The 26,901-nt window shown below is 64.8% G+C and carries 20 protein-coding genes and 1 pseudogene; 12 read left to right on the top strand and 9 right to left on the bottom strand.

Annotated features, from left to right (window positions below; all coding sequences use genetic code 11):
• Nucleotides 1–28: 28 nt before the first annotated feature.
• The 7 genes from EP380_RS03405 to EP380_RS03375 all read right to left on the bottom strand — a co-directional run bounded on the left by EP380_RS03405 (nucleotide 29) and on the right by EP380_RS03375 (nucleotide 9,324).
• On the bottom strand, nucleotides 29–2,476 hold the full coding sequence (locus EP380_RS03405; protein ID WP_127596595.1) for an amidase: 2,448 nt from the start codon (nucleotides 2,474–2,476) through the stop codon (nucleotides 29–31).
• A 3-nt stretch (nucleotides 2,477–2,479) separates the two neighbouring features.
• On the bottom strand, nucleotides 2,480–3,196 hold the full coding sequence (locus EP380_RS03400) for an ABC transporter ATP-binding protein (RefSeq protein ID WP_127596591.1): 717 nt from the start codon (nucleotides 3,194–3,196) through the stop codon (nucleotides 2,480–2,482).
• Nucleotides 3,189–4,226 carry a branched-chain amino acid ABC transporter permease gene (locus EP380_RS03395; RefSeq protein ID WP_127596587.1) on the bottom strand — a complete coding sequence of 346 codons (1,038 nt, stop codon included), beginning with the start codon at nucleotides 4,224–4,226 and terminating at the stop codon, nucleotides 3,189–3,191. Before EP380_RS03395 ends, EP380_RS03400 begins: the two co-directional genes overlap by 8 nt.
• Nucleotides 4,223–5,089 carry a branched-chain amino acid ABC transporter permease gene (locus EP380_RS03390; protein WP_106571161.1) on the bottom strand — a complete coding sequence of 289 codons (867 nt, stop codon included), beginning with the start codon at nucleotides 5,087–5,089 and terminating at the stop codon, nucleotides 4,223–4,225. The genes EP380_RS03395 and EP380_RS03390 overlap by 4 nt, the downstream gene beginning before the upstream one ends.
• Before the next feature lie 85 nt (nucleotides 5,090–5,174).
• Nucleotides 5,175–6,398: an urea ABC transporter substrate-binding protein gene (locus tag EP380_RS03385; protein ID WP_127596584.1), complete on the bottom strand. Its 1,224-nt coding sequence runs from the start codon at nucleotides 6,396–6,398 to the stop codon at nucleotides 5,175–5,177.
• Between the two features lie 32 nt (nucleotides 6,399–6,430).
• Nucleotides 6,431–8,029, bottom strand: a complete 1,599-nt coding sequence (locus EP380_RS03380; RefSeq protein ID WP_127596581.1) for a flotillin family protein — start codon at nucleotides 8,027–8,029, stop codon at nucleotides 6,431–6,433.
• 164 nt (nucleotides 8,030–8,193) lie between these two features.
• On the bottom strand, nucleotides 8,194–9,324 hold the full coding sequence (locus EP380_RS03375; RefSeq protein WP_127596578.1) for a substrate-binding domain-containing protein: 1,131 nt from the start codon (nucleotides 9,322–9,324) through the stop codon (nucleotides 8,194–8,196).
• Nucleotides 9,325–9,457: 133 nt separating this feature from the next.
• On the opposite strand from EP380_RS03375, the gene EP380_RS03370 reads away from it, so the two are divergent.
• The 4 genes from EP380_RS03370 (at nucleotide 9,458) to EP380_RS03355 (ending at nucleotide 13,420) form a co-directional block, all read left to right on the top strand.
• Nucleotides 9,458–9,901, top strand: a complete 444-nt coding sequence (locus EP380_RS03370) for a MarR family winged helix-turn-helix transcriptional regulator (RefSeq protein WP_127596575.1) — start codon at nucleotides 9,458–9,460, stop codon at nucleotides 9,899–9,901.
• 330 nt (nucleotides 9,902–10,231) lie between these two features.
• Nucleotides 10,232–10,609, top strand: a complete 378-nt coding sequence (locus EP380_RS03365) for a TadE/TadG family type IV pilus assembly protein (RefSeq protein WP_238719690.1) — start codon at nucleotides 10,232–10,234, stop codon at nucleotides 10,607–10,609.
• Nucleotide 10,610: 1 nt separating this feature from the next.
• Nucleotides 10,611–12,332: a TadG family pilus assembly protein gene (locus EP380_RS03360; RefSeq protein WP_127596571.1), complete on the top strand. Its 1,722-nt coding sequence runs from the start codon at nucleotides 10,611–10,613 to the stop codon at nucleotides 12,330–12,332.
• Nucleotides 12,333–12,499: 167 nt separating this feature from the next.
• Nucleotides 12,500–13,420, top strand: coding sequence for a carbohydrate kinase family protein (locus tag EP380_RS03355; protein ID WP_127596569.1), 921 nt, complete (start codon nucleotides 12,500–12,502; stop codon nucleotides 13,418–13,420).
• 28 nt (nucleotides 13,421–13,448) lie between these two features.
• Here the strand turns inward: EP380_RS03355 and cysQ are convergent, their stop codons facing one another.
• A complete protein-coding gene (gene cysQ / locus EP380_RS03350) occupies nucleotides 13,449–14,264 on the bottom strand; it encodes a 3'(2'),5'-bisphosphate nucleotidase CysQ (protein WP_127596567.1) in 816 nt (271 codons plus the stop codon).
• Between the two features lie 227 nt (nucleotides 14,265–14,491).
• On the opposite strand from cysQ, the gene EP380_RS03345 reads away from it, so the two are divergent.
• The 8 genes from EP380_RS03345 to EP380_RS03315 all read left to right on the top strand — a co-directional run bounded on the left by EP380_RS03345 (nucleotide 14,492) and on the right by EP380_RS03315 (nucleotide 25,652).
• On the top strand, nucleotides 14,492–15,445 hold the full coding sequence (locus EP380_RS03345; protein ID WP_106571170.1) for a UDP-glucuronic acid decarboxylase family protein: 954 nt from the start codon (nucleotides 14,492–14,494) through the stop codon (nucleotides 15,443–15,445).
• 215 nt (nucleotides 15,446–15,660) lie between these two features.
• Nucleotides 15,661–16,716 (top strand): glycosyltransferase family 2 protein, encoded by a 1,056-nt coding sequence (locus EP380_RS03340; protein WP_127596564.1) that lies wholly within the window; start codon nucleotides 15,661–15,663, stop codon nucleotides 16,714–16,716.
• 12 nt (nucleotides 16,717–16,728) lie between these two features.
• Nucleotides 16,729–18,636 carry an asparagine synthase (glutamine-hydrolyzing) gene (gene asnB, locus EP380_RS03335; RefSeq protein WP_127596561.1) on the top strand — a complete coding sequence of 636 codons (1,908 nt, stop codon included), beginning with the start codon at nucleotides 16,729–16,731 and terminating at the stop codon, nucleotides 18,634–18,636.
• A 12-nt stretch (nucleotides 18,637–18,648) separates the two neighbouring features.
• Nucleotides 18,649–20,832: a bi-domain-containing oxidoreductase gene (locus EP380_RS03330; protein WP_127596558.1), complete on the top strand. Its 2,184-nt coding sequence runs from the start codon at nucleotides 18,649–18,651 to the stop codon at nucleotides 20,830–20,832.
• A 7-nt stretch (nucleotides 20,833–20,839) separates the two neighbouring features.
• Nucleotides 20,840–21,619, top strand: a complete 780-nt coding sequence (locus tag EP380_RS03325; protein ID WP_164749738.1) for a class I SAM-dependent methyltransferase — start codon at nucleotides 20,840–20,842, stop codon at nucleotides 21,617–21,619.
• Nucleotides 21,620–21,621: 2 nt separating this feature from the next.
• Nucleotides 21,622–21,972 (top strand): hypothetical protein, encoded by a 351-nt coding sequence (locus EP380_RS03320; RefSeq protein WP_127596551.1) that lies wholly within the window; start codon nucleotides 21,622–21,624, stop codon nucleotides 21,970–21,972.
• Between the two features lie 3 nt (nucleotides 21,973–21,975).
• Nucleotides 21,976–23,616, top strand: coding sequence for an ulvan lysase-like protein (locus tag EP380_RS23495; RefSeq protein WP_164749737.1), 1,641 nt, complete (start codon nucleotides 21,976–21,978; stop codon nucleotides 23,614–23,616).
• Nucleotides 23,613–25,652, top strand: coding sequence for a phospholipid carrier-dependent glycosyltransferase (locus EP380_RS03315; RefSeq protein WP_164749736.1), 2,040 nt, complete (start codon nucleotides 23,613–23,615; stop codon nucleotides 25,650–25,652). Before EP380_RS23495 ends, EP380_RS03315 begins: the two co-directional genes overlap by 4 nt.
• A 77-nt stretch (nucleotides 25,653–25,729) precedes the next feature.
• Here EP380_RS03315 and EP380_RS03310 read toward each other — a convergent pair.
• Nucleotides 25,730–26,864: pseudogene (locus EP380_RS03310) on the bottom strand (IS3 family transposase).
• Nucleotides 26,865–26,901 lie beyond the last annotated feature (37 nt).

The following is a 26,901-nucleotide window of genomic DNA, read 5'->3' as shown; positions in this document are numbered from 1 at the left end:
CGACAAGATCGTCATCGCACGCTCCCCTTCACATGGCACGCCAGTCGCCGAGGCTTTCGAAGGCGGACGCCGCCCGGTAGATCGTGCTTTCGCCGTAATTGCGGGCGACCAGCATCATGCCGACCGGCAGCCCCTCGCTCATCGCGCACGGCACGTTCATGGCCGGATAGCCGGAGGCGTTGAAAGGCGCGGTGTTGCCGACCATCTCGAAGGCGCGCTGCACGTAGAGATCCAGCGGCGCGTCGGCGGGCGGGATCGGCTGCGCCTTCATCGGCAGGGTCGGCATCAGCACCAGGTCGTATTTGGCGAACACGGCGTCGTAACGCATCGCCAGCCGGCGCATCAGGTTCTGCGCCTTGCCGTAGAAGCGGCCGCGATAGCGCGTCTGGAAATATTCGCCGAGGAACATGCAGATCTTGAGGCTCGCCGACAGCTCGTCGGCGCGGCCCCGCCAACTGGCGAAATGGTCGACCATGGACGGCAGGAACAGGCCGCGATAATTGGTGCCGGCGCAGTTGCCGTGCATCATGAAATCCTGCAGCCCCTCGACGGTGATCGCCGTCCAGTAGTCGGGCGCGGCCAGATGCTCGGGCACGGAGATCTCCTCGACCTCGGCGCCCAGCCCCTTGAAGGCGTCGGCCGCCGCCCTGACCTTCAGGTCGACGTCGGGCTCGCTTTCGGGCCGCGCGAACCCTTCCGCCAGGACACCGATGCGCAAGCCCCGGCAACCGCGCCCGACCGCGTCCGTGTAGCGCTCGACCGTGGGTTTGTACTGGCGCGGATCGAGCCCGTCCTCGCCGGCCAGCACCTCCAGCAGCAGCGCGTTGTCGGCGACGTTGGCGGTCACCGGGCCGACATGGTCGATGGTCTGCTCCACCCCCATCACGCCCGAATAGGGCACCAGGCCGTGCGTCGGCTTCATGCCGTAAGTGCCGCAATTGCTCGACGGGATGCGGATCGAGCCGCCCTGATCGCCGGCGATCGCCATGTCGACCTCGCCGGTGGCGACCAGCACCGCCGAGCCGCTCGAGGAGCCGCCGGCCATGTAGCCGTGCTTGTAGGGATTGTGCACCGGGCCGGTGGCGCTGGTGTGGCTGCCGCCCGACAGGCACAGATTTTCGCAGGTCGACTTGCCGACGATGATCGCGCCGGCGTCGAGCATGCGCGTGACGATGGTGGCGTCGATCTCCGGTACGTAGCCCTCCATGACCGCCGAGCCGTTCATCATCGGAACGCCGGCCACGCACACCGTGTCCTTGACCACGATGCGCTTGCCGGCCAGCGGGCCGGTCGGCGCGCCGCGGATCTCGGTCTTGTAGTACCAGGCGTTGAGGGGATTGTCGGCCGGGTCGGGGCGGTGGCCGGGCGCGCGCGGATAGTTCACCTGCGGGAGGAAGTCGGGCGTGGCGCTCAGCCGGTCATAGCCTTGCAGATAGGGCTCCATGACGGCGAGATAGCGGGCGAGCTCGTCGTCGGCCATCGAGAAGCCGAGCGTGTCGCGCATGGCGCGCATCTGGTCGAGGCTGGGTCGTTTCACGGTCATGGCTTGTGCTTTCGCCGGGTCCCTCGCCGGGACGGGGTTGGGGATGGACAATGCGGGCGCACGGGTGCCGCCCGGCACCCGCGGCAGGGCCGAGGCCGGCACGGCGTGGCGCAGCGGCGCGTCGAAAACGCGCGCGGCAGCCGCCGCCGGCGGGCGCGGCGCGTCGACCGCCCCGGCCGGGGGAGCGCTGCCTGGGCGGGTGCGGCGCGCGGCGCCAAAACCCAGAAACGCTTCCACCTGGCGCGGATCGGCGAGGGCTTGGGCGTCGATCTCGGCCTTGATGGCGCCGCGTTCCAGCACCAGCACGCGGTCGGACAGGGCGGAGATGAAATCGAAATTCTGCTCGACCAGGAGGATGGTCAGGCCCCGTTCGGCGCGCAGCCTGGCCAGCGTCTCCTCGATCTCCTCGATGATCGAGGGCTGGATGCCTTCCGTCGGCTCGTCGAGCAGGACAAGCCAGGGATCGGCGATCAGGCAGCGGGCCAGCGCCAGCAATTGCTGCTCGCCTCCCGACAGCGAGCCGCCCGGCCTGTCGAGCAGGCGCTCGATGCGCGGAAAGTCGCGCAGCACCCCGGCAAGCGCGTCGGGCTCGCCCGCCTCGCCATAGTCGCGCCAGGCCAGCCGGAGATTGTCGCGCACGCTGAGTTGGGGAAAAATCCCCCGGCCCTGCGGCACGTAGCCCAGGCCGAGCCGGGCGCGTTCGTGCGGCGACAGGGTCGTGATATCCGCCCCGGCCAGGCTGACCGAACCGCCGGTGGCCGGCAAGAACCCCATCACCGCCTTCAAAAGCGTCGATTTGCCCATGCCGTTATGGCCGAGAATGCCGACGATCTCGCCCTCGCCGACCGCAAGGTCGATGCCGTGCAGGACGGGAATGCGGCCGTAGCCGGCGGCCAGCGCCCTGACCGAGAGAGCGTCGGAAGCGTTCGCCATGCGCTATCCCTTCTTGCCCAGATAGATGTCGCGCACCCTGGGATCGGCCATGACGGCGTCGACATGGTCCTCCATCAGAATGCGGCCCTGCGCGAACACGGTCACGGTTCTGGCGATCGCGCGGATGAACTGCATGTCGTGCTCGACGATGATGATGGCGGCCTGCCTGCCGATCTCGGCGATCACGGCGGCCAGCCGCTCGATCTCGTCGGCCGTCATGCCCGCCGCCGGCTCGTCGAGCAGCACCAGCCACGGACGGGCGGCGATCACGATGCCCAGTTCGACGCGCTGGCGCTCGCCATGCGCCAGCCGTCCGACCGGGCGCGCGGCCAGATCGCCGAGATCGAGCCGCTCGAGCGCGTCGGCGACCGCGCCGTCCGCTCCCTGCCGCCCAAGCACGCGCAACGCCGCCAGCCAGATGTTCTCGCGCACGGAAAGCCCGTCCATGACGCTCGGCACCTGGGTCTTGATGCCGATGCCCAGCCGGGCGATCTCGTGCGGATGCCAGCCGGTCGTCTCCTGGCCGTCGATCAGGATTTCGCCGGCGCTCGGCGTCAGCATGCCGGCCAGGCATTTGAAAAACGTGCTCTTGCCGGCGCCGTTCGGACCGATCAGGCAGCGCAGCTCGTCGCGGCGCAGCGAAAAGTCGACCCCGTCGACGGCGTTGACGCCGCCGAACCGCATGGTCACGCCGCGGGTCTCAAGCACGATGTCAGCCATCGGCGCCTCCCCGGGCGGGGCGCAAACGGCGCCGCGGGGCGCGCCTGGGCCGGCGCCGGCGCGCCAGGCCGGCCCACTGGCCGAGCGTCGGCACCACGCCGCGCGGCAAAAGCAGCACGGACAGAACCAGAACCAGGCCGAGCACGAGCGTGTTGTCGATCAGCGCCTGCTGGCCGAGCGCGAATTTCAGATAGCCGAGCAGCATCGCGCCGACGAACGGGCCGACCAGCGTGCCGAGCCCGCCGACGATGCACCAGATGATGATCTCGGCCGACTGGCCGAGCGAAAACAGCCCCGGCGTGACGATTTCGGCCCAGTTGGCAAACAGCGTCCCGGCCAGGCCCGCCACCGCGCCGCCGACGGCAAACAGCGCCGTCTTGCGCAGCCGGGCGTCGTAACCCATCAGCTCGACCCGCGCCTCGTTCTCCCGGATCGCGACCGCGACCCGGCCGAACGGGCTGGCCAGCAGCCAGCGCAGCAGGGCGTAGACGACGAGGACGATCGCCACGACGAGATAATAAAAATCGTCGCCGAAGATATAGGCGTCGGGATCGCCGGGCACGTTGAGCGTCTGATAGCCCGGTATGCCGTTGAAACCGCCGAGCCGCGCCTGGCCGATCGCATATTCCGGGCCGGCGGTGGAGTTCATGAATTTGAAGAAGATCAGCGTGACGACCAGCGTGATGACGCCGAGATAGACGTCCGACAGGCGCCCGTAAAACATCATCGCGCCGAGCACGCCGGCGAACAGGAACGGAACCACAATGCCGAGTACGAAGGGCAGCGTGCTTTCGCCGAGATTGATGGCGGCGATCGCGTAGCTATAGGCGCCCAGCCCGTAAAACGCCGCCTGGCCGAAGCACAATATGCCGCCGAATCCCCAGACCAGGCCGAGGCTCATCGCCAAAAGACCGTAGATCAGAAGGATGGTCAGCGTGTAGGTTTCCAGCACGGCCGGCGCGACCAGCGCCAACAGGGTAAAGACGACGAGCACGGCCAGCGTCGCGCCGATATCCGGACGCCCGCTCACAGGCGCCCCCTGAAGAAACGGCCGGTGATGCCCTGCGGCAGAAGCCGCAGCAGCACGACGGCGGCGACCAGCAGCGCCACCTCGCCGACCACCGGGCTTGCGGCGAAGGTGAAGAGCTGGGACACCAGCCCGAACAGCGTCGCGCTCGACAAAAGCCCGACGATGATCGACGCGCCGCCGGAGATCACGGTGATGAAGGCCTTGGCGATATAGGTGCCGCCGGTGGTCGGCACGAGACCGACGAGCGGGGCGAGCAGGCCGCCGGCGAGGCCCGAGAGCGCCGAACCGCAGAAAAAGGTGACCATGTAGACCCGGTCTGGACTGTAGCCGAGCGCGGCGGCCATGTCGGCGCGCTGCATGGTGCCGCGCGCGACCAGCCCGGCCCTTGTGCCGGCCAGCAGCGCGTACATGGCAACGAGCAGCAGCGCAGCGACGACGATGATGAAGAAATTGTAGCCGTTGACCTGGTAGCCGCCGATGGCGAAGCCGGCGATCGGCGGCGAGATGCCGGTGGTGGTGTTGCCGAAGATCATGGTGGCGAGCCCGATCATCACCAGGCTCAGCCCCCAGCTCGCCAGCATCGTGTCGACGAGGCGACCGTAGAGATGGCGGATGACGAGGCGCTCGACCACCAGGCCGATCAGGCCGACGACGAGCGGGGCGACGATCAGCATGGCGACATAGATGTTGATGCCGGCATTGACCGCGACGATGGTGGCGTAGCCGCCCGCCATCATGAACTCCCCATGCGCCAGGTTGATCACGCGCATCATGCCGAACACGACCGCCAGACCGGCGCTGATGACGACCAGCACGGCGATCGAATAGAAAATTTCGACGATGAGGACCGTTGCGAGGTCCATGCGGGCCCGCTCCCTTTTCGCGTTGTCCTGCCCGGCCGGCGGCCGCAGCGGTCGCGACCGGCCCGATCGGCCGGCCGCGCTCGCGTCAGATCTTGATTTCGTATTGCGTGTTGTCGTCGGGGTTGGCGACGAGATCGCACACGCCCTGGGTGTCGACGGGCTGGCGCTGGGCGAAGCTTTCCAGAACCTTCAGCTTCTGGCCGGCGAACTCCATCAAATGCACGTCGAGCACGGCATGGTGGGTCTTCGGGTCGATGGCGACCATGCCGCCGGGACCGTCGATCGACAGACCCTGCGTCAGCGCGGCGATCACCGCGTCGCGGTCGAGCGTGCCGGCCTTGCGCACGCCCTCGGCCCACACATGCACGCCCTGATAGTTGGAGACCGCGATCTCGTGGATCAGGCTGGTGTCGCCGTATTTGTCGGTCCAGCCCTTCAGGAACCGCTCATTGGCCGGCGAGGCGATCTCGGGCGAGTAATTATAGGCGACCAGAATGCCGTCGCCCTCCTCGGCGGTCAGCACCTTGTGCTCGTTGCCGACCCCGAGCGTGGTCGAGGCCATCGGGATCTTCGGCTTCATGCCGGCGGCGGCCCATTGTCGGTAAAACGACAGATGCGCACCGCCGACCAGCGCCGAGACCACGATGTCGGGCGCCGCACTCTGGATCTTGGCGATCGTGGAGCCGAAATCGGCGACGTCGAGCGGAAAGAAGTCGGTCCGCACCACCTCGCCGCCGGCCTCCGCGGCATATTTCTGCATCCAGCGCGCGGTGATCTGGCCGTAATTGTAGTCGGCGGCCAGGATGTAGATCTTCGGCCCCCATTTCTTGATCGCGGCCGGCACCACGATCTCGACCTGCTGGGCCGGGGTGACGCCGGTGACGAACAGGTTGCGGTCGCACACCCCGCCTTCGTAGAGCACGTTGTAGAAATAAAGAACCTCGCTCTTGCGCAGCGTCTGGCGGATCGCCTCGCGCGAGGCCGACAGGATGCCGCCATGCACGACGTCGACCTTGTCGCGGCGGGCCAGCTGCTGGCCGAACTGGGTGTAGAGCGCCATGTCGGACTGGGTGTCGTAGGCGGTGACCTCGACCGGACGGTCGAGCAGGCCGCCGGCGGCGTTGATTTCGTCGATCGCCAGCCGCATGGCCATGTCCATCGGCTTGCCGTAAGCGTCGAAAATGCCCGACATGTCGAGGATCGAGCCGAACTTGATCGGGTCGGCGGCGCGGGCGCCGGGCACGGCGGCGAACAGGCCGCTCGCGGCCAGGGCGGCGCTGCCTGCAAGGAATTCGCGTCTGCTGGTCATCTTTCTCTCCCCTGTGGTGGTCGCGGCGGCGTTCAGCCGTCTTTCTTGGGCCGGGTCGCAGCGGCGGCCCGTCCGGCGGCGTCGGCCGTGCGGCCGGCAAGCTGGGCGTCGAAATCGAGACCGATCTCGTCGCCGAGCTTTTTCATGAAGGGCAGTTGCACCGACATGCCCAAAATGGAGTCCAGCGCCTGGCCGAACGGCGTGCCGTCGCCCTCGCCGGCGCCGTTGCGGCCGCCCAGACCGCCGATCTGGTTGATACGGATCGAGTCGATCTTTTCGACCGGCTTCATCATCTGGGTGGCGATCTCGGGCAGACGGTCGATCTTGTGCATCTCAACGCGGGCCCGCAGCACGGCGTCGGATTGCTGGTTGTCGGCCTGGATTTCTGCCGAGCGTCCCTCGGCCTCGGCCACCAGCCGGTCGCGCTCGGCCGCGGCGCGCAATTGCACGGCCTCGCTCTCGGCCTTTGCCGTCGACAGGATCGAAGAGACTTTCGATTTCACGCGGGCATCGTCGGTCTCGCTGTCCTGCTGCGCCTTCAACTGGGCCAGCTTGCGGCTGCGGTCGGCGGCCGCCAGGTCGCGCGAGGTCTGTACCTGTTCCTGCGCCTCGATCAGCCCAACGCGCGCAGCCTCGGCTTTGGCCTGTTCCTCGGTCTCCTCGCCGCGCTTGGCCGCGATGCGGATCGCGTTGTCGATCTTTGCCGCTTCGACCTCCAGCAGCGCCTCCATCTCGCGCCGGCGCAGGGCCAGGTCGCGGTCGATCTCGGCCTGTTTGAGGTCGCGCGCCTTGGCGATGCGCTGCTCCTCGGCGAGCCGTTCGGCTTCGGTCCGACTGGTTTCCAGCTCGCTGTTGTGGCGGATGCGCTGGCGCTCGATCTCGAGCTTGCTGACGATCTCGAATTCCTGCTGCTCGCGCTCGATGGCGAGCCTTTCCTTGGTCTGCTCGAGCTGGCGCCGCCTGACCGTCGTGTCGGCCTCGGCCTCCACGTCGACGCGCGCCTTGCGGTTTTCCGCAATCGTTTCGGCGAGGCGGCGCATGCCGACCGCGTTGAAGGCGTTGTTGTCGTCCAGATCCGAAAACGGCGTCTGGTCGAGATGGATCAGCGACACCGAATCGACCACGAGCCCTGACTTGGCCAGATTGGCGGCGAGCCGCGCGGCGACCGCCTCGGAAAAGCCGCCACGGTCGACATGCAGCGCGTCCATGGTGCGGCGCGCGACCTCGGCCTGGACGGCGTCGACGAGCTTGCCTTCCATCAGCGCCTGCATCTCGTCCTCGCGAAAGGCCTTCGAGCCGAGCGCCTGGGCGGCGGTGGCGATGCCGTCCGGCGTCGGGTCGACCCGCAGGTGGAACTCCATCGTCAGATCGACCCGCAACCGGTCTTCCGAGATCAGGGCCCGGCCGCCGGTCCGCTCCACCTGCAGGCGCACCGAACGCATGTTCATGCGGTCGACGCGGTGCAGGATGGGCAGCGCCAGGGCGCCTCCGTCGATGATGATTTTACGGCCGCCGGCGCCGGTGCGGATCAGCGCCGCGTCGCGCGTCGACTTCACGTAGAACCGGTTGAGAAACAGGATCGCAACCGCCGCCACGACGATGATGAGAATGATACCAAGCAGCCAAGCCACGCGACCCTCCCCGGCCTTGCGTGCGATTATTATTTGAATTGGAAAATATCCTAAGACGATTTATTTTCCAATTCAAGTAAATTTTGACATCAGGTCCGGCTGGGCGAGCGTCCCGCCGGCGGCCCGGAGCGGACGCGGCGCAAACCGCGACAGGCCGGGATCGGTCAGGACAGGCGGTCGAGGATCGAGAACTGCAATCCGTCGGCGCGCGCGAGATAGGTCGGACAGACCTTGCGGTCATTGGTGTAAAACACCCCGCCTCGGGCGCTGGCATAAGAAATCGGGCCGGGTGCATCGCTCTCGCGCCGGCGCATCAGGCCGGCATAGAAGCTGATGCCTTCGTACATGGACTGGCCGAGCGAATTGAGAGCGGGCGCGGCCCCGTCGTGGATGGCGTGGTAGCGCTCCTTGAAAGACAGGTTCTGCTCGGTCGCCAGCGCCGAAAAATACGACGCCGCGGCGAACAGGCGCTTGGTGTTGGCCGCGCCCGTCGCCATCAGCACGTTTTCCTCGATCGCGGTGGAAAAGCGGAAGACGCTGCGGTCGAGTCCCATGTCGCCAAAACAGCGATTGAATTCGACCGCGTCCTGCCCGACCAGCGAGATCAGCACGATATCGGGTTCGGTACGCATGATGCGTTCGACCAGCCAGGCCGGCTCCTCCAGGCCGAACGGCACGTAACCCTCGAACGTCACCGTCCCGCCCTGAGCGGCGATGCAGGGCTTGGCGATCGCGTTGGAGGCGCGCGGCCACACATAGTCGTTGCCGATCAGTGCCCAGCGCCGCGCCGACAGCATGTCGGACAGCCGCGCGATCGCCGGCACGAGCTGGTCGCTGGGCGTCTCGCCGATGGCGTAAACGTTGGGGGTGTGCTCATGGCCTTCATAAAGCGGCGTGTAGATATGCGGCACGCGCCCGGCGAGCACCTTGTTCAGCCGCTGGCGCACCGAACTGACGCTCATTCCGACGATGCCGGCGACCACGCCGTCCTCCACCAGTCCGCTCAGCTCGTATTCGAGATCGCTCACCGAGCTGTCGTCGGAATTGAGGAAAACCGGTTCGAGCGCGACCCCTGCGATGCCGCCGCCGGCATTGACCTCCGAAATCGCCAGTTGCGCGCAGGAAATGCACGACGGGCCCCACAGCCCAGCCGAGCCGCCCATCGGCACCAGAACCGCGACACGATGCGTCCGCGTTCCGCCGATCGGCGACAAGCGATCCAGATCGCCCGGACAAACCAGGCCGGGCGGCGGAAAGGATTTTCCCCTCAACTCGATCATTCTCGCCGCGGTCAATCCTTCTTGCCTCCCAGCAATTGACCCGCTTCATTTTCCAAGTAAAATAACGGAATAAAGCGGTCAAATCAATCGCCGCGAAAGCGCACGCTTCGCGCACAACGATTTTCCGGACGAGGACGGGACCAGCGACGTGCCGACGCCTTCCATCGAGATGTATTTGACCTACCAGCTCGCGCGGGCGCATCGGCGCCTGCATGCCGAGCTCGAAGCGCGGCTTCAGGCCGAAAAAATCTCGGTGGAGCAATGGCGCGTGCTGGAAATCCTCGCCGACCGCGCCGGCCGCTCGATGGGAGCGCTCGCCGAACAGGTGCTGATGAACCATCCCGCTCTGACCAAGCTTGCCGACCGGATGGTGGCGAGCGGGCTTATCCACCGCGTCGCCGACCCCGACGATCAGCGCCGCGTGCTGGTTCATATCACCGACCGGGGCCTGGCCATTCAAGCGCGGCTGCGCCCGATCGCCGACGCGCACGGCCGGCGGATCGAGGAGACCTTCGGCGCGTCCAAGGCGGCTGCCCTGCGCGCGCTTCTGGAAGACTTGGCCGACGGACACGAGGCCCTGGCGCGCGGCTGAAGCGGTTTCGTCGGGTCGCGCGGTCGAAAGCCCGAGTTCGGCGGGGCAGAGACACGTTGCGCGTTTCGAGGCTCCTTTAGGCGGAGGCGGGTTGCGCGGTCGCCGCGTTTGGCGCGCAGGCCTTGCCCGGCTTCGAGCCCGGCGCACCAGCGCCCGAACCGGCCGCCGGCGCCGGCGCCGGTGGGACAGCCATACACCTGCGAGCCAGCCCAGGTTGTATCAGCCATTAGCATTGCGTGATGGGCTGCATGCTCTAGTGGCGCTATGTGTACCCTGTGCGCCCCTCTCGCATTTCGCCGCCTCGCCGCCTGCCGGTCCGGGGCCACGGCCGTGGAGTTCACCATCCTGGCGCCGCTGTTCCTGGCCATGTTCCTGGGCATGGTGGCGTTCGGCATCCATCTCGCCGCCGCCCACTCCCTGCAGCAGATCGCCGCCGACGCCACCCGCACGGCGATCGCCGGGCTCGATCTTACCGAACGGCGCGCTTTGGCGACCAGTTTCGTCGACGCGAACGCCAGTTCCTATCCGTTCATCGATCGTGACAGCCTGGTCTTCTCGGTCGTGGAAAACCCCGCCAATCCGAACCAGTTCACGGTCTCGGTGCTTTACGACGCGCGCGCGCTGCCGATCTGGAACCTGATGAAGGGGCTGCCGATGCCGCCGGCCGAGATCCGGCGGGTTTCGACCATTCGCGTCGGAGGGTTATGAGATGGCGTCGTCGCGCCCGAAGCGTCTGCGCCGCGCCGCCGGTTTTCTGACCGACCGCAAGGGCAATCTCGCCACCATGAGCGCCTTTCTGGCGCCGCTGGCGCTGGCCATGGCCGCCTTCGCCATCGACGCCGGCGCGCTCTACAACGAAAAGCGCGAGGTGCAGACTTTGGCCGACATCGCCGCGATCGCCGGGGCCAGGCGCCTCGATGCGGCCGAGGACGCGGTGATCGCGGCGCTTCGCGACAATCGTCTGGGCTCGATCACGGTGATCCGCGACGGCGAGCACCCCGACATTCCCGCGGCGGGCGAAAACCTGCTCACCGTCGAAACGGGCCTTTACAAGCCCGACCCCGATCTGCCGGTGTCGGTCCGCTTCGAGCGCGATCACGCCAACCCGAACGCGGTGCGGGTCACCCTGACCCGCACCGGCAAGCGCTTCTTCGCCGAAACCCTGATGGGCAGCCCGACGATCGCCGTCACCTCGACCGCCAGCGCGACGCCGAAAGCCGCCTTTTCGATCGGCTCGCGGCTCGCAAGCCTGAATGGCGGGCTGGTGAACGATCTTCTCGGCGGGTTGCTCGGCACCAATCTGTCGCTGTCGGCGATGGACTACGACGCCCTGCTCGACGCCGACGTGTCGCTGTTCGGGTTCCTCGACGCGCTGGCCTCCGAAATCGACCTCGATGCCGGCACTTATTCGCAATTGCTGGCCACCGAGGCCACGATCGGCGACATCGCCAAGGCGGTGGCGGCCACCGACGGTGCGAACCCGGCGCTCAGGACGGCCTTGCACACCATTGCCACAAGCCCGAACGCCGCCACGATCGAGGTGCCGCTGTCGCACATGATCAATCTCGGCGAAGCCGCCTCGCTGGCGCTCGGGAGCGGACGCGGCGCCTTCGACGCGACTTTGGGCGTGATGGAGCTGATCACCGGCAGCGCGGTCGCCGCCAACGGCCAGAACCAGGTCGCGCTCGACCTCGGCGCGGCCATCCCCGGCCTGGCGCGGGTCACGGCCGCCGTGGCGATCGGCGAACCGATGCAGCAAAGCGGCTGGTTCGCGCTCGGCGAACACGGCACGGTGGTGCGCACGGCCCAGACGCGGGCGCGCATCGACGTCCAGATCGGCGGAACCGGCATTTTGCGCGGCGTCGCGATCAAGCTGCCGCTGTTCCTGGAGGTCGCCTACGCGGAAGGCCGGCTGAAACGCATCGCCTGCCCGGACGGCACCGCCTCCAGCGCCCAGGTCACGGTCGCGACGCGGCCGGGCATCGCCGAACTGCGCATTGCCGAGACGTCGAGCGCCGGTTTCGCCGACTTCACGCGAACGCTCTCCTTCCAGGACGCCGACATCGTCTCCGTGCCGCTGATCAAGGTGCGCGGCCAGGCTCGGGTCAATATCGGCAACGGCCGGTCGACCGATCTGCGCTTCAACGCGACCGACATCCGCAACGCGACGGTGAAGACCGCCTCGACACGCGACATCACCAGCTCGCTGACGGCGTCGCTGCTTGGAGAGCTCGACCTGGAGGTGCGCGTGCTCGGCCTCGGTCTCGGCCTGGGTGCCGTCACCAACACGCTGGCCGGCATTCTGGGCGCGGTGACGCCGGCGATCGACAATCTTCTGGCCGACCTTCTCGGCGTGCTCGGCGTGCGTCTCGGCGAGGCCGACGTCAAGGTCAGCGGCGTGCGCTGCGCCCGTTCCGTCCTCGTCCAGTAGGTCCTGGCCACGGCCCCGGTCGCCAGTTCCCGCCCGGCGCGAGAAACATCGCCCGGCCATCTCCAGCGCCCGGCCTTGTGCGCTTGCCGGCGCGGCAAGGATTGTCGAAAGGCCGATTGCCGGCATAAGGTCGAGCGCCGGCGAGCCGGCGAAACTGCGAGACCTCGATGATCCTGTGCTGCGGCGAAGCGCTGATCGACATGCTGCCCCGACCCGTCGATGACGGCGCCGTCGCCTATGTGCCGCAGGCCGGCGGAGCGGTGTTCAACACCGCCGTCGCGCTTGGCCGGCTCGGCGTTGCAACCGGTTTTTTCGCCGGCCTTTCCACCGATCCGTTCGGCGCCCTGCTCGACGGCGCGCTGCGGGCGAGCCGGGTCGACACGCGCCACGTGCGCCGCTCGGGCCGGCCGACCACGCTCGCCTTCGTCACGCTCGGCGACGGTCAGGCGCAATATCTGTTCTATGACGAAAACACGGCCGGCCGGATGCTGGAGCTACAGGATCTGCCGGTCCTCGATGACGCGGTCGAGGCCTTGCATTTCGGCGCGATCAGCCTGGTCTCGGAGCCGTGCGGATCGACCTACGAGGCGCTGATGGCGCGCGAACGGACGCGCCGGGTGATCGTGCTCGACCCCAATATCCGTCCCGATTTCATCGCCGATCCGCAGCGCCACCGGGCGCGCCTGCGGCGCATGATGGCGATGAGCGACATCGTCAAACTGTCCGACGAGGATCTTGCATGGCTCACCGGCAGCGACAGTGACGACGCCGCCCGCGGCCTGCTCGATCTCGGCCCCAGCCTGGTGGTGGTGACGCGCGGCGCAGCCGGCGCGAGCGGCCATGTCCGCGACCGCACGGTCACGGTCCCGGCGCGACCGGTTTCCGTTGCCGACACGCTCGGCGCCGGCGACACGTTCAATGCCGGGCTGCTGGCGTTTTTGTCGCAAAACGGGCTGCTGTCGAAAGCCGCGCTGTGCGGGCTCGGCCATGAAGCGCTTATGGGCGCGCTTGGCCTTGCCGCACGCGCGGCCGCCGTCACCGTATCGCGCGCGGGCGCCAATCCGCCCTGGCGCGCAGAAATCGGCTGAGCCGGGCGGAGGTCCTTCGCGTGCGCCGTCAGCGGCCGGGATCGGCCGGCAACACCGCCCCGCCCATGGCGATGAACCAGGGATTGGCCCATTCCTCGCCCCGCACCGGCCGTCGCCCATAGGCGAGATCGCCACCGCCAACCTCCACGGTGCGCCCCCCGGCCGCGCGCAGCACCGCGTCGCCGGCGGCCGTGTCCCACTGCATGGTGCGCGAAAAGCGCGGATAAAGATCGGCCGCGCCCCGGGCGAGCAGGCAGAATTTGAGCGAGGAACCGACCGAGACGGTCTCCGTCGCGCCGCAGGCCGCGATATAGTCGGAGGTTTCCCGGCTGAGATGCGAGCGGCTCGCCACCACCAAAGGCGGCTCGGCCGCCGGCCGCACGGCGAGCGGCGCGCGCGCGCCGATGGCGCCGTCGGCGGCGATGCGCGCATGCTCGGCATGGCCGGGCCTGGCCGCGTAGAGCTCGCCGGTGGCCGGCGCCGCCACCACGCCGATCACCGGTGCGGCGTTTCTGATCAGGGCGATGTTGACCGTATAGTCCGGGCGTCCGCAGACGAATTCCTTGGTGCCGTCGAGCGGATCGACCAGAAAGAAGGTCTCGCCGGTCTCGGCATCGGCGAGACCCGCGCTCGCCTCCTCCTCGCCGATACAGGCAATTGCGGGAAAAGCCCGGCGCAATCCGTCCAAAATGGTCTTTTCGGCGCGCCGGTCGGCCTCGGTCACGGGCGAAGCGTCTTTTTTGCGTTCCGTCACGATCCCGCGCCGCGCGACATCGAGAATGTCGCGGCTGGCGAGAACCGCCAGCCGTTCCATCTCGCGCAGAAGCTCTTGGTCGTCCGCCATGATGGGACGGCTCTAGCGCGCCCCATGCGGCCGCACAAGGGCACAGGCCTCGACATTCCCCGCGACGGGACACAGCTCTTGGCCGTTGCCACGCGGGGCCGGGCTTCGTAAAGCTGTCACCACGGACCGCGCGTTCCGGCCGCCTGGCTGCCCGGACGCGCCGAACCCCTGGCGGCGCGCAAGCGGGGCGGCCATCGGGGAGCGCCCCTGCCCCGCGGAGCCGGGCCATGCGCGTGGCGAACCGAAAGAGAGTGCTGGTCACCGGCGGCGCCGGTTTCATCGGCTCGCATCTGTGCCAGAAACTGCTGGCCGAGGGCAGCGACATTCTGTGCGTCGACAATTTCTATTGCGGCGTGAAGGACAATCTGGCCGGCTTCGCGCAGGATCCGCATTTCGAGCTGATGCGCCACGACGTGACCTTCCCGCTCTATGTCGAGGTCGACGAGATCTACAATCTCGCCTGCCCCGCATCGCCGGTCCACTATCAGTTCGACCCGGTCCAGACCACCAAGACCAGTGTTCACGGCGCGATCAACATGCTGGGGCTCGCCAAGCGCACCAAGGCGCGCATCCTGCAGGCCTCCACCAGCGAGGTCTATGGCGACCCGGAGATTCATCCGCAGCCGGAAACCTATTGGGGCCACGTCAATCCGATCGGCGTGCGCTCGTGCTACGATGAGGGCAAGCGCTGCGCCGAAACGCTGTTTTTCGACTATCACCGCCAGCACGGCGTCGACATCAAGGTGGTGCGGATCTTCAACACCTACGGTCCGCGCATGCACCCCAATGACGGCCGGGTGGTCAGCAATTTCATCGTCCAGGCGCTGAACGGCGCGGACATCACCCTTTATGGCGACGGCTCGCAGACGCGCAGCTTCTGCTATGTCGACGACCTGGTCGACGGCCTCACGCGGATGATGGCCGCGCCGGCAACGCTGATCGGGCCGCTCAACATGGGCAATCCGAGCGAGATGTCGATCCGCGACCTGGCCGAGAAAATACTCAGCCTGTGCGGCGGGCGTTCCAAGCTGGTGTTCAAGCCGCTGCCGCATGACGATCCCAAACAGCGCCAGCCCGACATCGCCCAGGCCCGCGACCGCCTCGGCTGGCAGCCGCGGGTCGGGCTTGAAGACGGGCTGAAGGAAACGATCGCCTATTTCAAACGGCAGATCGCGGCGTGAGGTTTCCGCCCGACTATTGCCTGTTAAACGACAGGCACTTTCAACGACCGGCTCAGCGTATCCTCGTTGACGGAAGTTGCGTACCGTGTCAATTGACAGCCCTCGGGTGGTCAACCTGCACGATAATTACCCGTAATCGGAATCATCTGCCGCCTTCTGTCCCTGTTGATATAAGGCATTGTGCGCTGCGCTCTTAAACACCACCGGACAAAATCATGACGATGGATACCCAGGAAAGGCCCCGAAACCAGCCCGACTGGTGCCCACGTATTTCGATTGTTTGTCCATTCTACAACGAGGAACAAATCATCGAGCGAGCTACACTCGACATGTGCAAGCGCCTGCAAGCAGATTTCCCCGGTGATTTCGAACTCATTATGGTGAATGACGGATCCACAGACGCGTCACATGAGCACCTGATTAAGGCATTGCAGGCCGCGCCCCCCAGCCCGATCCGAGTGCTCAGCTATCCCTTCAATCAGGGTCGTGGACGCGCGCTTAAAACAGGCATCGATGCGGCCCGTGGCGACATCATCGTAACGACCGAGGCGGATGGTTCCTGGGGCGAGGATATAGTGGAGCGTCTGGTCTCCTTCCTCGATACATATCCTGCCTACGATTTCGTAGTCGCCTCGCCGCACAGGAAAGGTGGCGCGCTCGTAAACGTCGATGCGCGCCGCGCCTTTCTCAGTCGCGCCGGCAACTGGCTGATCCGTAAGCTGTTCGAAAGTAATGTGACGATGAACACCGGCATGACACGCGCCTATCGGCGAAGTGTGATCCAGCCTTTGGTGGTGTTCGAAAGCGGCAAGGAATTCCACCTGGAGGTTCTCCTGAAGCTCCTTGCTCTCAATTTCGTTGCGGGTGAGCTTCCGGCCGTGTTGACTTGGCAGACGCACCGGCTCGCCCGAGACCCTAACGCCAAACGCAAGTCATCGACGCGCATCCGGCGCACGATCTTCACCCATCTGCGGTTTTTGGTGATGGCACAGCCTGTGCGCCACTTTGCCGTTCTCGGCGCTGCCACGTCGCTGCTGAGCCTGATCTTCCTCATCCTGGCAACGCGCAACCTCTTCATCGGCGAACCGTCCGGATTGTTCGCGCTCGTCGGCCTGAATCTTATCCTCTTCACGCTGATGCTGATTGGGACGGCGGTGACGCTCTATCAGGTTCGCGAGGTGATGATCGAAAACTGGATGAAATATTACCCGAAACCCCATCCTCCATCCGCACGCCCGCTCGAAACCGAGCACGTTTTCACGGCCGACTGACGCGGGAAAACAATGTGTGGAATTGCCGGATACGCGGGAATTGACGACCCCGAACTGATCGGACGCATGTGCGCCGCTCTGGTGCACCGCGGCCCTGATAACGGCGGCTCGGCTGCGTTTCCGGAAGCCGGTTTCCATATCGGCATGCGGCGCCTTGCCGTTATCGATCTGGAAACCGGCGATCAGCCGATGTTTGCCGCGGAAGGTCGGGTCGGACTGGTTCACAATGGCGAAATCTACAATTACCGAGAGGTCCGCCACGAGCTGCTCGCGCTCGGGCACGACTTCGTTACCACCAGCGACACCGAGGTCGTGCTGAAGGCCTATCTCGCCTGGGGAGAAAAGGCATGGTCGCGCTTGCACGGCATGTTCGCGATCGCGATCGCGGATCTCCGCGACGGAATGCCTGTCCTCAAGGTCGTCCGTGATCGCGTCGGAATAAAGCCGCTCTATTACGCTGTTGATGCCGACCGTTTCCTGTTCGCCTCCGAGATCAAGGCCTTGATGACATGGGATGGCTTTGACCGGACGGTCGACCTCGCAGCCGTTACGGACTACCTCGCGCTGCGATATGTCCCCGGCCCCCGCTCGATGTTTCGCGGCGTACAAAAACTTCCGCCGGGCCACGAACTCGTCTTCGCCGGCGGGCAGGCCCATCTGCGCCGCTACTGGTCTCCTCCGGGACCCGGCGTCCAGATAACCGATCGAGCCCCCGCCGACGCGGTTGCCGATTTCGGTGAGGCGATGCGCGCGTCGGTGCGCCGCCATATGATCAGCGATGTCCCTGTTGGCGCCTTCCTGTCCGGAGGGGTCGATTCCAACACGATCGTCGCGCTGATGGCGGAACAGAGCGGAGAGCCGGTGCGAACGTTCTCGGTCGGCTTCGCCGGGCATCCAGACGCCGATCTGCGCCGCGCCGCGGCCACCGCTCGAATGATCGGCGCGCGTCATACGGAGATCGAATGCGGAATCGAGGACTTTCTGTCTCTGCCGGATATCTGCTGGACTCTTGACGAGCCCCTCGGCGATGCGATTGTTGTGCCGATGTCGGTACTGGCGCGAGAAGCCCGCAAGCAAGTCACCGTTGTCCTGTCCGGAGAAGGCGCCGACGAATTGCTTGGCGGGTACATGTTTCACCGAAAAATCGTCGACCTCTGGCACTGGCGCAACCGCCTGCCCCGGCCGGCTTGGTCCCTTGCTTCGGCCCTGGTCGAGCGGCTGCCGGTCACCCTTCTCGACCGCGCTTTCGACTATCCCGGCAAGCTGGGCAGCTCCGGTCGGAAAAAGATCGCCGATCTCGTCCGACATACCGGCAGTGGCAATCTGGCCGAACTCTATCGCGCGTCGATCTCGCTGTTCGACGCCAAGGACATTCTGCAGGCAGCTGGTTCGGCGCTACCCATGCCGGCGCCTCTTGCGGCTCCGCCAGACAATGGCACCGTCCTGCAGCGCCTGCTCGGACTGCAATACGCGCACTGGCTGCCCGACGACATTTTGATGAAGTCTGACAAGATCACCATGGCGCATTCGCTGGAATGCCGCGTGCCGTTCATGGATGACCTCGTGATTCAGGCGGCCGCCCGATGTGCGGACGACGTCAAGCTACGCGGCGGCGAAAACAAATGGGCGCTGCGCCGTTTCGGCGAGACATTGCTAGGCCCCGAGGCGGCAGCGGAGCCGAAGCGGGCCTTCTACGCACCGCTCGACCAGTTCATGCGCGACCGTCGCTTTCGCGATATGCTGCGCGGTATGCTTGATCCAGAACGACTGAAACGGCGTGGGCTTGTTGACCATCGCTATGTCGCTCAGCTGCAAGGCGCTGGGGAAGACGACGGCTTTTTGCTGGAGAAACGGCTTTTCGCGATTTTCATGCTCGAATTGTGGTTTGAAAAATTCGCGCCCGATGCAAGCTGGGCATAAAGGAAAAATTACGTGAAGATCGTTGTCCAGAATTTCAAGACGGGTGTGTTGTCCGTTTCCGACGCGCCGCCTCCCTCCTTGTCCTCAAACGGCGTTCTGGTCCGTGTTCATACGTCTCTGATCAGCGCCGGAACCGATCGCGCCATCATCGGATTGGGCCGTAAATCCTATCTCGGCAAGGCGCTCGACCGACCTGACCTTGCGCGAAAAGTTATCGACCGCGCACGCACAGAGGGGCTCTGGCCGACCTACAAGGTCGTCAAGAACCTGATCGCCGAGCCCATTCCGCTCGGCTATTCCCTCGTCGGAACAGTGATCGCCATCGGACGCAACGTCAACGACATCGCGATCGGCGACAGGGTCGCCGGGGCCGGCCTCGGCCATGCCAACCATGCCGAAGTGGTGTCGGTGCCGCGCAATCTGGCCGCCCGCGTCCCGAAGGCGGTCAGCGACGACCAGGCAGCCTACGTGACACTGGGCGCCATCGCCATGCACGGCATCCGCCAGGCCGACCAACAGATCGGCGCGATCGTCGTTGTCGTCGGCCTGGGACTGGTCGGTCTGGTCACGCTTCAGATCGCCGCCGCCGCTGGTCTGCGCGCCATCGGCGTCGACATCGATCGGCAAAAGCTGGAGCTTGCCCGTGCCAATGGCGCGACGGACGCGTTCTTGATGTCGGATCCCGCGCTCAAGGCCACGCTGGGCGAAATGACGAGCGGCCGGGGCGCGGACGCTATTCTTTTAACAGCCGGATCGCGCAAGTCAGGTGCGGTTTTCGAAGAGGTCGCGGAGCTCTGTCGCGACCGGGCCCGAGTGGTGGTGGTCGGCGACGTCAAGATGGACCTGTCGCGGCGCAGCTATTTCGAGAAAGAAATCGAGATCCTGCAGTCCCGCTCCTACGGGCCGGGCCGTTACGACCCGGAGTACGAATTAGAAGGTAAGGATTATCCGATCGGCTATGTCCGCTGGACGGAACGCCGCAATCTGGAAAGCTATCTGCAACTCGTTGCCGACGGCCGGTTCGACCCAGCCAAGCTGACGACCCATCGCTTCCCGATCGAAAAGGCCGTCGAGGCATATTCCCTTGTAACTGGCGAAGCCAAGGACGAGGGGCTGAGCGTCGGCATCCTTCTCGACTACGACCGGACGAGCACGGTCGACGAGACGCCTCCGGCGCCTGCGGTCAAACGCGCGGTCAAGGCCGACAGGATCGGGCTTGGCCTCATCGGCGCCGGCCAATTCGCCAAGGGAATCCTGCTTCCGGCGATGATGGAGTCCGGAGCGTTCACCCTGCGCGGCGTATCATCGGCGCGCGGACTTTCCGCGATCTCCGTCGCCGAGCGATACGGCTCCGACTACGGTGTCTCCGACAGCGACAAGGTGCTCGACGACGACAATATCACGGCGGTTTTGATCACGACCCGCCACGACAGTCATGCCCGCTACGCGGTCGCTGCGCTCGAAAGAGGAAAGCACGTTTTTGTCGAGAAGCCGCTGGCTCTGACAGCGGGGGATCTGGCCGCTGTCGAGGCAGCTTGCAGAAACTCCGCCGGCACTCTCACGATCGGCTTCAACCGGCGCTTTTCTCCGATGGTCACTCAGGCCGCCGCGCATTTTGCCGACCGCCGTGAACCGCTCAGTATGCTCTATCGCGTCAATGCCGGGCGCGTTCCGCTCAAATCCGAGATGGGGTGGGTGCACGATCCGGCCACAGGCGGTGGGCGTATAATCGGCGAAGGTTGCCACTTCATCGATACCTTCCAGGCTATAAGCGGCGCCTCCCCGGTCGAGGTCTCCGCCGTTGCGGCCAATCCGCGGAGGGCGACGCTATCGGGCGACGACACGGTGAGTTTCACGATAGGATTTGACGACGGCTCGATCGGTACAGTGCACTATTGGGCCAATGGTGACCCGAGCTATCCGAAGGAATATATGGAAATCTTCGGCGGCGAACGGGTCGCGATCCTAAACAATTTCCGGCAACTCGACCTTGTCGCTGGCGGAAAGACGAAACGGACGAAGAGCTTGAGCTCCGACAAGGGATACAATGCCGAGGCGCGCGCCTTCGCGGAGGCATGTCGAACCGGGGTACCGTCCATCGCGCTCGAAAGCCTGTTGGCGACGACACGAGCGACATTTGCTGTCAAGGACGTGCTCCGCGGCCTGTCGTCCAGCATGGATACGGATAACGGATAGACCGGCGATGCAGACCCCCACTCCTTTGAAGCCGCGCCCAGACGAAGACCCGATGTGGGCGCTCTGGCAGGCCAAGGCGCCCGAGATCTACGAACGAATATATTACCAATCCAACCCGGTGGTGGCCGCCATCAACCTTTCGGGCCATAGGTTGATCGAGCGGACCTATCCCAACGGAACACATTTCGGGCGCGTCCTTGAGGTTGGAGCTGGTACCGGCATCCATCTCGACTTCGTCCGTCACTCTTTCGACGACTACCTTGTTACGGACATCAATGCGGACCTCCTCGACAAGGCCAGAGAGCGCCACGCCGGCGACCCGCGTCCGATTAACTACGAAATCGCGGATGCGCTGGCGCTACCCTATCCCGATGCTTCTTTTGACCGGGTCGTCTCCGTCTACAATCTCGAGCATTTGCCCGAGCCACACCGTGTCCTGGAAGAGTGGCGACGTGTTTTGAAGCCGGGCGGCGTGCTGTCGGTCGCCATACCGGCGGAAGGCGGAATACCCTGGAACCTTGGCCGTCACCTGACCACACGACGCTCATTTGCCCGCGAAGGCCTCGATCTCGACTACATCATAGCGCGCGAACACATCAATGCGTGCTACAGACTTGTATCGCTCCTACGACACTATTTCGAAGACCGGGACGAACGTTGGTATCCGGTGCGCATTCCGACCCCGCACCTCAATTTAGTTTTTGCCTGCAACTGCCGTACCAAGGTTAGTGGCGCACCGGCAGACCCGTTCCACGCCACCCGGCCAGAACGCACGGGAGTGGCCTGACCGTGTCGAACCTGGCTCTGGTAACCCTCGTCGGTGTATGCATCGGCTTCGGCCAATTTTGCTTCGCCCTGTTCGTTAGGGGATTGCCACCCACGCCGGAACTGGTTCCGCTTGTCGTCGCGACGTTGCGTTCGCCGTGGCTCTACGGCACCGTCGCGCTCTATGGCAGCGGTGTCGTCTTCTACGGATTGCTGCTGCGCCAAGCGACGCTGATTTCCGCAAACATCTCGATCATCGTGATCGTCGCCGCGTTGAGTTGCGTCTTTAGCCTGATGCTTGGAGAAAAGCCGAGCATGGCGCAATGGATCGGCGTCGGCCTCGCGATCCCGAGCATCGTATTATTGAGAGGGTAAGCGTTGAGCACGGTCTACCTCGACGCGATCAAGCCCCTGCTGGGACGAACCCTGTCCATGCTTGACTGGGAGCCGACCTCGCCCTCTCATGGCAGTTTCGACCGAACCTGGTGGTGCTGGAAATTCACCGACTTCTCTGCGTCACGCTTCCAGGAAGGCGCTTACCTTCTGGCCTGGCTCTTGACCTCGCCGCACGCGCCAATACCCGTCCACGGACGCGAACGTCTTCGCGACGGCGCCGCCGCGGCGATCCGTTTCTGGAGAAGCCTGCAGCACGCTGATGGCAGCTTCGACGAGGCCTATCCGTTCGAGCGCAGTCTCGCCGCCACAGCCTTCACAGGGTTCTATGTCGGATGCGCGGTCGAGCGGCTTGGCGACCTGTTGAATGTGGATGAACGCGAGCACGCCCTGGCCGCGCTCGAGCGCGGTGCCCGGTGGCTTGCCGCAAACGGGGAATATCATGGCATCCTATCCAATCACCTCGCGGCGGCGGCGGCGGCGCTACAACTGGCTGGCGACCTGACCGGCACCGACCGCTTCCAGGCCGCTAGGGATCGCTATCTGGAAACGATTCTGCGCGAGCAGCAACCGCGGGAAGGCTGGTTGCGCGAATATAGCGGCGCCGATCCCGGATATCAAAGCCACGCCATGTTTTACCTCGCGGAAATCCAACGCCGGACCGGCGACGACATCCTGCTCGACAGCCTTTCCAAAGCGTCCGACTTCCTGGCCTGGTTCGCCCATCCCGACGGCACGCTGGGCGGCGAGCATACGAGCCGCGGAACCAAGTTTTTCTATCCCGCCGGTCTGGAGATGCTGGCCAAGCGAATTCCGTCCGCAGCCGCGATAGCCGCCCATGCCCGCGCATCGCTGTCCAAGGGTCGCGGTGTCGGCGCGGCCGAAATGGACGCCTGGAATCAGTTTCCGCTCCTCAACAACCTTTTGTTTGCCGCCGAGGCAGCCACACCACTTGCAGACGCCCCGCCTCTTCCCTGGCAAGCCCCAGGCGCGCGAAAGACCTTTCCCGAAGCCGGGCTTGCCGTCGCCCGTCGGGGTGATCGAGTGCTTGTCGTCGGCGCCAAGGCGGGCGGCGTGGTGAAATTGTGGAAAAGCGACGGCGACCTGCTATACGAAGATTGCGGCTACGTGGTCGAAAACGCTGGCGGCTGGACCGCAAGCCAGGGCGCGTCTACCTGCCTCGTTCGAGAGGCCTCCGCCACCCTGACGATAGAGGTGAAAAGTGACTTCGCATGCCTAACGGCAGAGCGGCTTGCGCCATCACGCTTCATTGCCTTTCGACTTTTCACCACGACGATCGGCAGGCTTCCGGTGCTCGCGCGCTGGTTGAAATCGCTAATGGTAAAAAAACTCGTCTCGACACGAGCCAAGGCCAACGGCACTCTCCACCGACACATTATCTTCCAGGAGGATGGGACTCTGGTCGTCGAAGACAACGTCGAAGGCGTCGCCTCTATGCCGCAACCGGCAAGCCGGCTGGTGCCCTTTCACATGGGCTCTTCACGATATGCGGACGCTACCGATGCGTTGGGCGCGAAGCTGGCATGCCCGCCGCTCGAAGAGGCTGGCAAAGGGCGCTTTCATCGTCGCTTCGTGGTTTCGACATCAGGACTCTCGCGACGATGATCATTCCGCTTTCGCCAAAACAAGAGCGACTGACGATCATTGCAATTGCGGTCACCTGGTACATTTTTCACCTGCACGCGCTCAATGTTGTCCCGCTGGCTGGAGCAGACGAAACGAGTCTTCTCAATATCCCGTTCCGGTTCGTCAAACTCGGCGACTGGCGCTATCCGCTCATCTATTCAGACACCTACAATGCCGGAGACGTCAGGGCGTATCCGTTCCTGCTCTCCTTTGCGCCGCGGGCGTTGTTTCACGAACTGATCGGGTTTTCGCCCGGACTGTCCCGCTGGTTTTCCGCGCTGTTGATACTCGGAACGGCGATGATGACAGTGGTGTTGGCGGTACGTCATTCCGGCTCGCGGCAGATCGCACTCGCCATCGCGGCCGTATTCGCGGCGAGCCCCACCATATTCCATCTCTCGCGTAGCGTGCGGTTCGAGCAGGAAACCGTCTTTTTCGGCGTCGCCAGTGTGGCCCTGCCATTCCTTCTGTTAAACCGCGCCCACAATGCGGGCGCGACCCCACGGCCCTGGCGCGGGGCATTTGTCTGGGGTTTGGCCTCCGCCTCGTGTGCGCTTGCCGCCGGCGCGCACCCGCTTCCGCTCGGTTTCGGACTGCCCCTCGCCGTCAATATCTTCCTAGGCCACGCCTACTGGGCACCGCGTGACGGCCTGAATAGGATTGGCCGACTTGGCTGTGTTCTCGCGGGCGGACTTCCATTCGTTCTCGCTTCGGTGGCTCCACTCACCTACGTGAACGGCGGCTACGCCAACTATCTGGCAGCGATGGCGGGCTTCGTCGAACAACGGAACAACACCTTTATCGACCTTTACGCGGCTATCACGCCGAGCTTCTTGTTTTTGCTGGGTCGTTCCGCCGCAGTTGAGATCACCGCGATCGCCGAGACTACCTTTGCCTGGCGGAACGAGATCAAGGTGTTGTCGCTCGGCGCTAAGATCAGCCCGTTCATCATCATCCCCATCTTGCTCACCGCCGCTTTCAAGTCCCAGCGACGTTTGCTGCGTGCCGACGGCCTGCCTGGGCTTGTCGGGCTTTCCACGCTTGTCGGACTTGTCGCGGTCAAGGTGCTTTATTCACCGAGCACGCACTACGGCGTCTATGTCGCAGTGGGGTGCCTGCTCGCCTCCGCCATGCCACCGGCGATAATTGTCGACGGCCCCATCATCTGGCGCAAATTGCTGTTTGGCGCCCTTGCGCTGACGGGAGCGAGCAGTTTCCTCACCTCAATACCGCATGCAGGAGACGTCATAACGGCCAAGCTATGGAATGCGTTTACCCTCGATCGCAAACTCGCTTTTTTGCGCGAAGAGGGTGAAAGGACCTTCGGCCCGATCCAAAACGCCTCGCAGCATTCACCCCAGCTTTATACCGATACCGTCGCCTGGATGGCCGCCTTTCCACAGGAGCATTCCTACCTAGAAATCCTTTCCGGTACCAACACGGGCCCGGTCGACGGCGTCGCCGTCGACGTGGTTTCGCTCGACTGGTTCCTGAAAAACCTTCCAGTGGCAGAGGGAACTGCGGCGGCGCAGGAACTCAAGACCGAGCGTTTCCTTTCAGCCATCAGGCCGCTTCAACTGGCGACCATCATCCATGCACGCCCCTATGGGGAGGATACGCTGCTTTACAGCCGGGGCCTCAATATGAACACGCCACTGCGGCTGCGGTATATAACCGGAAACGGGGACATTGCCCTTGAGGCCGACCTATCATTCCCGCTTACTCGAACCGGAAACGAATGGGTTTTTCCCGACAGCGTAGCGCCGGGATGCTATGTTATTGCCGCTCGTCCGTCCGGTATCGATCCGTATCCGCCGACAATGATCGGTGCGACAGTGCCGGACGAGCCCGAGCAACTTGCTCCACTCGGCATGGGCCTTAGGACAGGTGTCGACATGCTCTTCACGCTTGTCATCAGCAGCACTACGCCACCCCGTTCCCTATCCGCGCCGGGCATCGAACGGATCGACGCATATCGCCTTTCGCCTGCCCCTACAATCTGCGCGAAGCTGTAAGACCGCACCAGCTATCAGAGGTGGTGCCGCCTGGTGAGACAGCTTGGCAGCCTGGCTAAGGTGGATCGGTTTCGTTTCTACGCCGCCAGTTGCGTCATCGTTTCTGCCGTAGCATAGACCTCGTCGGGTGTCCTGCCGGTGAAGGTCGAGTGCGGGCGTCGCCGGTTGTAATAGTCCACCCAGGAACCGATGCCGCTGCGGGCGTCGCTGCCGGTCTCGAAGGCATTAAGGAACACGCACTCGTATTTGAAGCTACGCCACAGCCGCTCGATGAAGACATTGCCCATCCAGCGGCCGCGCCCGTCCATGGAGATGCGGATACCGGCGTCCTTCAGCGACGCTGTGAAGGCGAAGCTGGTGAACTGGCTTGCCTGATCCGTGTTGAAGATGTCGGGCCTGCCGTGTCGGGCAATCGCCTCTTCGATGGCGGCGACGCAGAAGTCGGCCTCCATCGTGTTCGACAGCCGCCAGGCGAGCACCTTGCGGCTGAACCAGTCCATGATGGCGACGAGGTAAAGGAAGCCGCGCCGCATCGGGATGTAAGTCACGTCGGCACACCAGATCTGATCGGACCGCTCGATCGCCAGATGCCGTAGCAGGTAGGGATAGATGCGGTGCTGCGGATGCGGCTCGCGGGTCTTCGGGGCCTGGTAGATCGGCGACAGGCCTCTTCTGCGCATCAGCCGCCGGACCCGCTTGCGGCCGCGCACCAGCCCTGACACCGCAGGCGCCGCGCCATCTGCCTGGAGCCATACCAGGGCGTCTCAATGAAGACCTCGTCGATGAGACGCATTAGTTCGAGGTTATCCAGGTTCTCGCCGGCGGTCTGTCGGTAGAACGAGGCCCGCGAGATCGACACCAGTTCGCACTGGCGGCGGATCGAAAGCCGTTCATGATCGGGATTAATCATCATTCTCCTCCGATCCAGGCTCAGCGATCGAAGGCTTTGGCCAAAAAATCGCGCTCGACGACGAGCTGGCCGATCTTGGCGTGCAGCTTCGTCACCTCGGCTTCCCGGCCGGCCTGCACATCCGAAGCCTTGTCGTCGAACGCCTTGGCCAGGTTCTCGACGGCCTGCCGCTTCCACTGCGTGATCTGGTTCGGGTGAAGCTGGTGCTTCGTCGCCAGTTCCGAAATCGTCCGCTCGCCGCGGATCGCCTCAAGCGCGACCTTGGCCTTGAACTCGGCCGTAAACCGTCTGCGGGTCTTCATGCTGGATCGTCCTTTCCATCGGGCGATCCACCTTATG

The sequence above is a fragment of the Nitratireductor alexandrii genome (assembly GCF_004000215.1).
Lineage (GTDB): Bacteria > Pseudomonadota > Alphaproteobacteria > Rhizobiales > Rhizobiaceae > Mangrovimarina > Mangrovimarina alexandrii.
Note: the sequence above shows the minus strand (reverse complement) of the source record. Positions and strands in the feature narration are given on the sequence as shown.

Coding starts and splice junctions, on each gene's coding strand:
- EP380_RS03385 (WP_127596584.1), bottom strand. CDS start 6,398: ATGACCAGCAGACGCGAATTCCTTGCAGGCAGCGCCGCCCTGGCCGCG.
- cysQ (WP_127596567.1), bottom strand. CDS start 14,264: ATGGCGGACGACCAAGAGCTTCTGCGCGAGATGGAACGGCTGGCGGTT.
- EP380_RS03325 (WP_164749738.1), top strand. CDS start 20,840: ATGCAGACCCCCACTCCTTTGAAGCCGCGCCCAGACGAAGACCCGATG.
- EP380_RS03400 (WP_127596591.1), bottom strand. CDS start 3,196: ATGGCTGACATCGTGCTTGAGACCCGCGGCGTGACCATGCGGTTCGGC.
- EP380_RS03315 (WP_164749736.1), top strand. CDS start 23,613: ATGATCATTCCGCTTTCGCCAAAACAAGAGCGACTGACGATCATTGCA.
- EP380_RS03390 (WP_106571161.1), bottom strand. CDS start 5,089: ATGGACCTCGCAACGGTCCTCATCGTCGAAATTTTCTATTCGATCGCC.
- asnB (WP_127596561.1), top strand. CDS start 16,729: ATGTGTGGAATTGCCGGATACGCGGGAATTGACGACCCCGAACTGATC.
- EP380_RS03340 (WP_127596564.1), top strand. CDS start 15,661: ATGACGATGGATACCCAGGAAAGGCCCCGAAACCAGCCCGACTGGTGC.
- EP380_RS03360 (WP_127596571.1), top strand. CDS start 10,611: ATGGCGTCGTCGCGCCCGAAGCGTCTGCGCCGCGCCGCCGGTTTTCTG.
- EP380_RS03405 (WP_127596595.1), bottom strand. CDS start 2,476: ATGGCGAACGCTTCCGACGCTCTCTCGGTCAGGGCGCTGGCCGCCGGC.
- EP380_RS03345 (WP_106571170.1), top strand. CDS start 14,492: ATGCGCGTGGCGAACCGAAAGAGAGTGCTGGTCACCGGCGGCGCCGGT.
- EP380_RS03355 (WP_127596569.1), top strand. CDS start 12,500: ATGATCCTGTGCTGCGGCGAAGCGCTGATCGACATGCTGCCCCGACCC.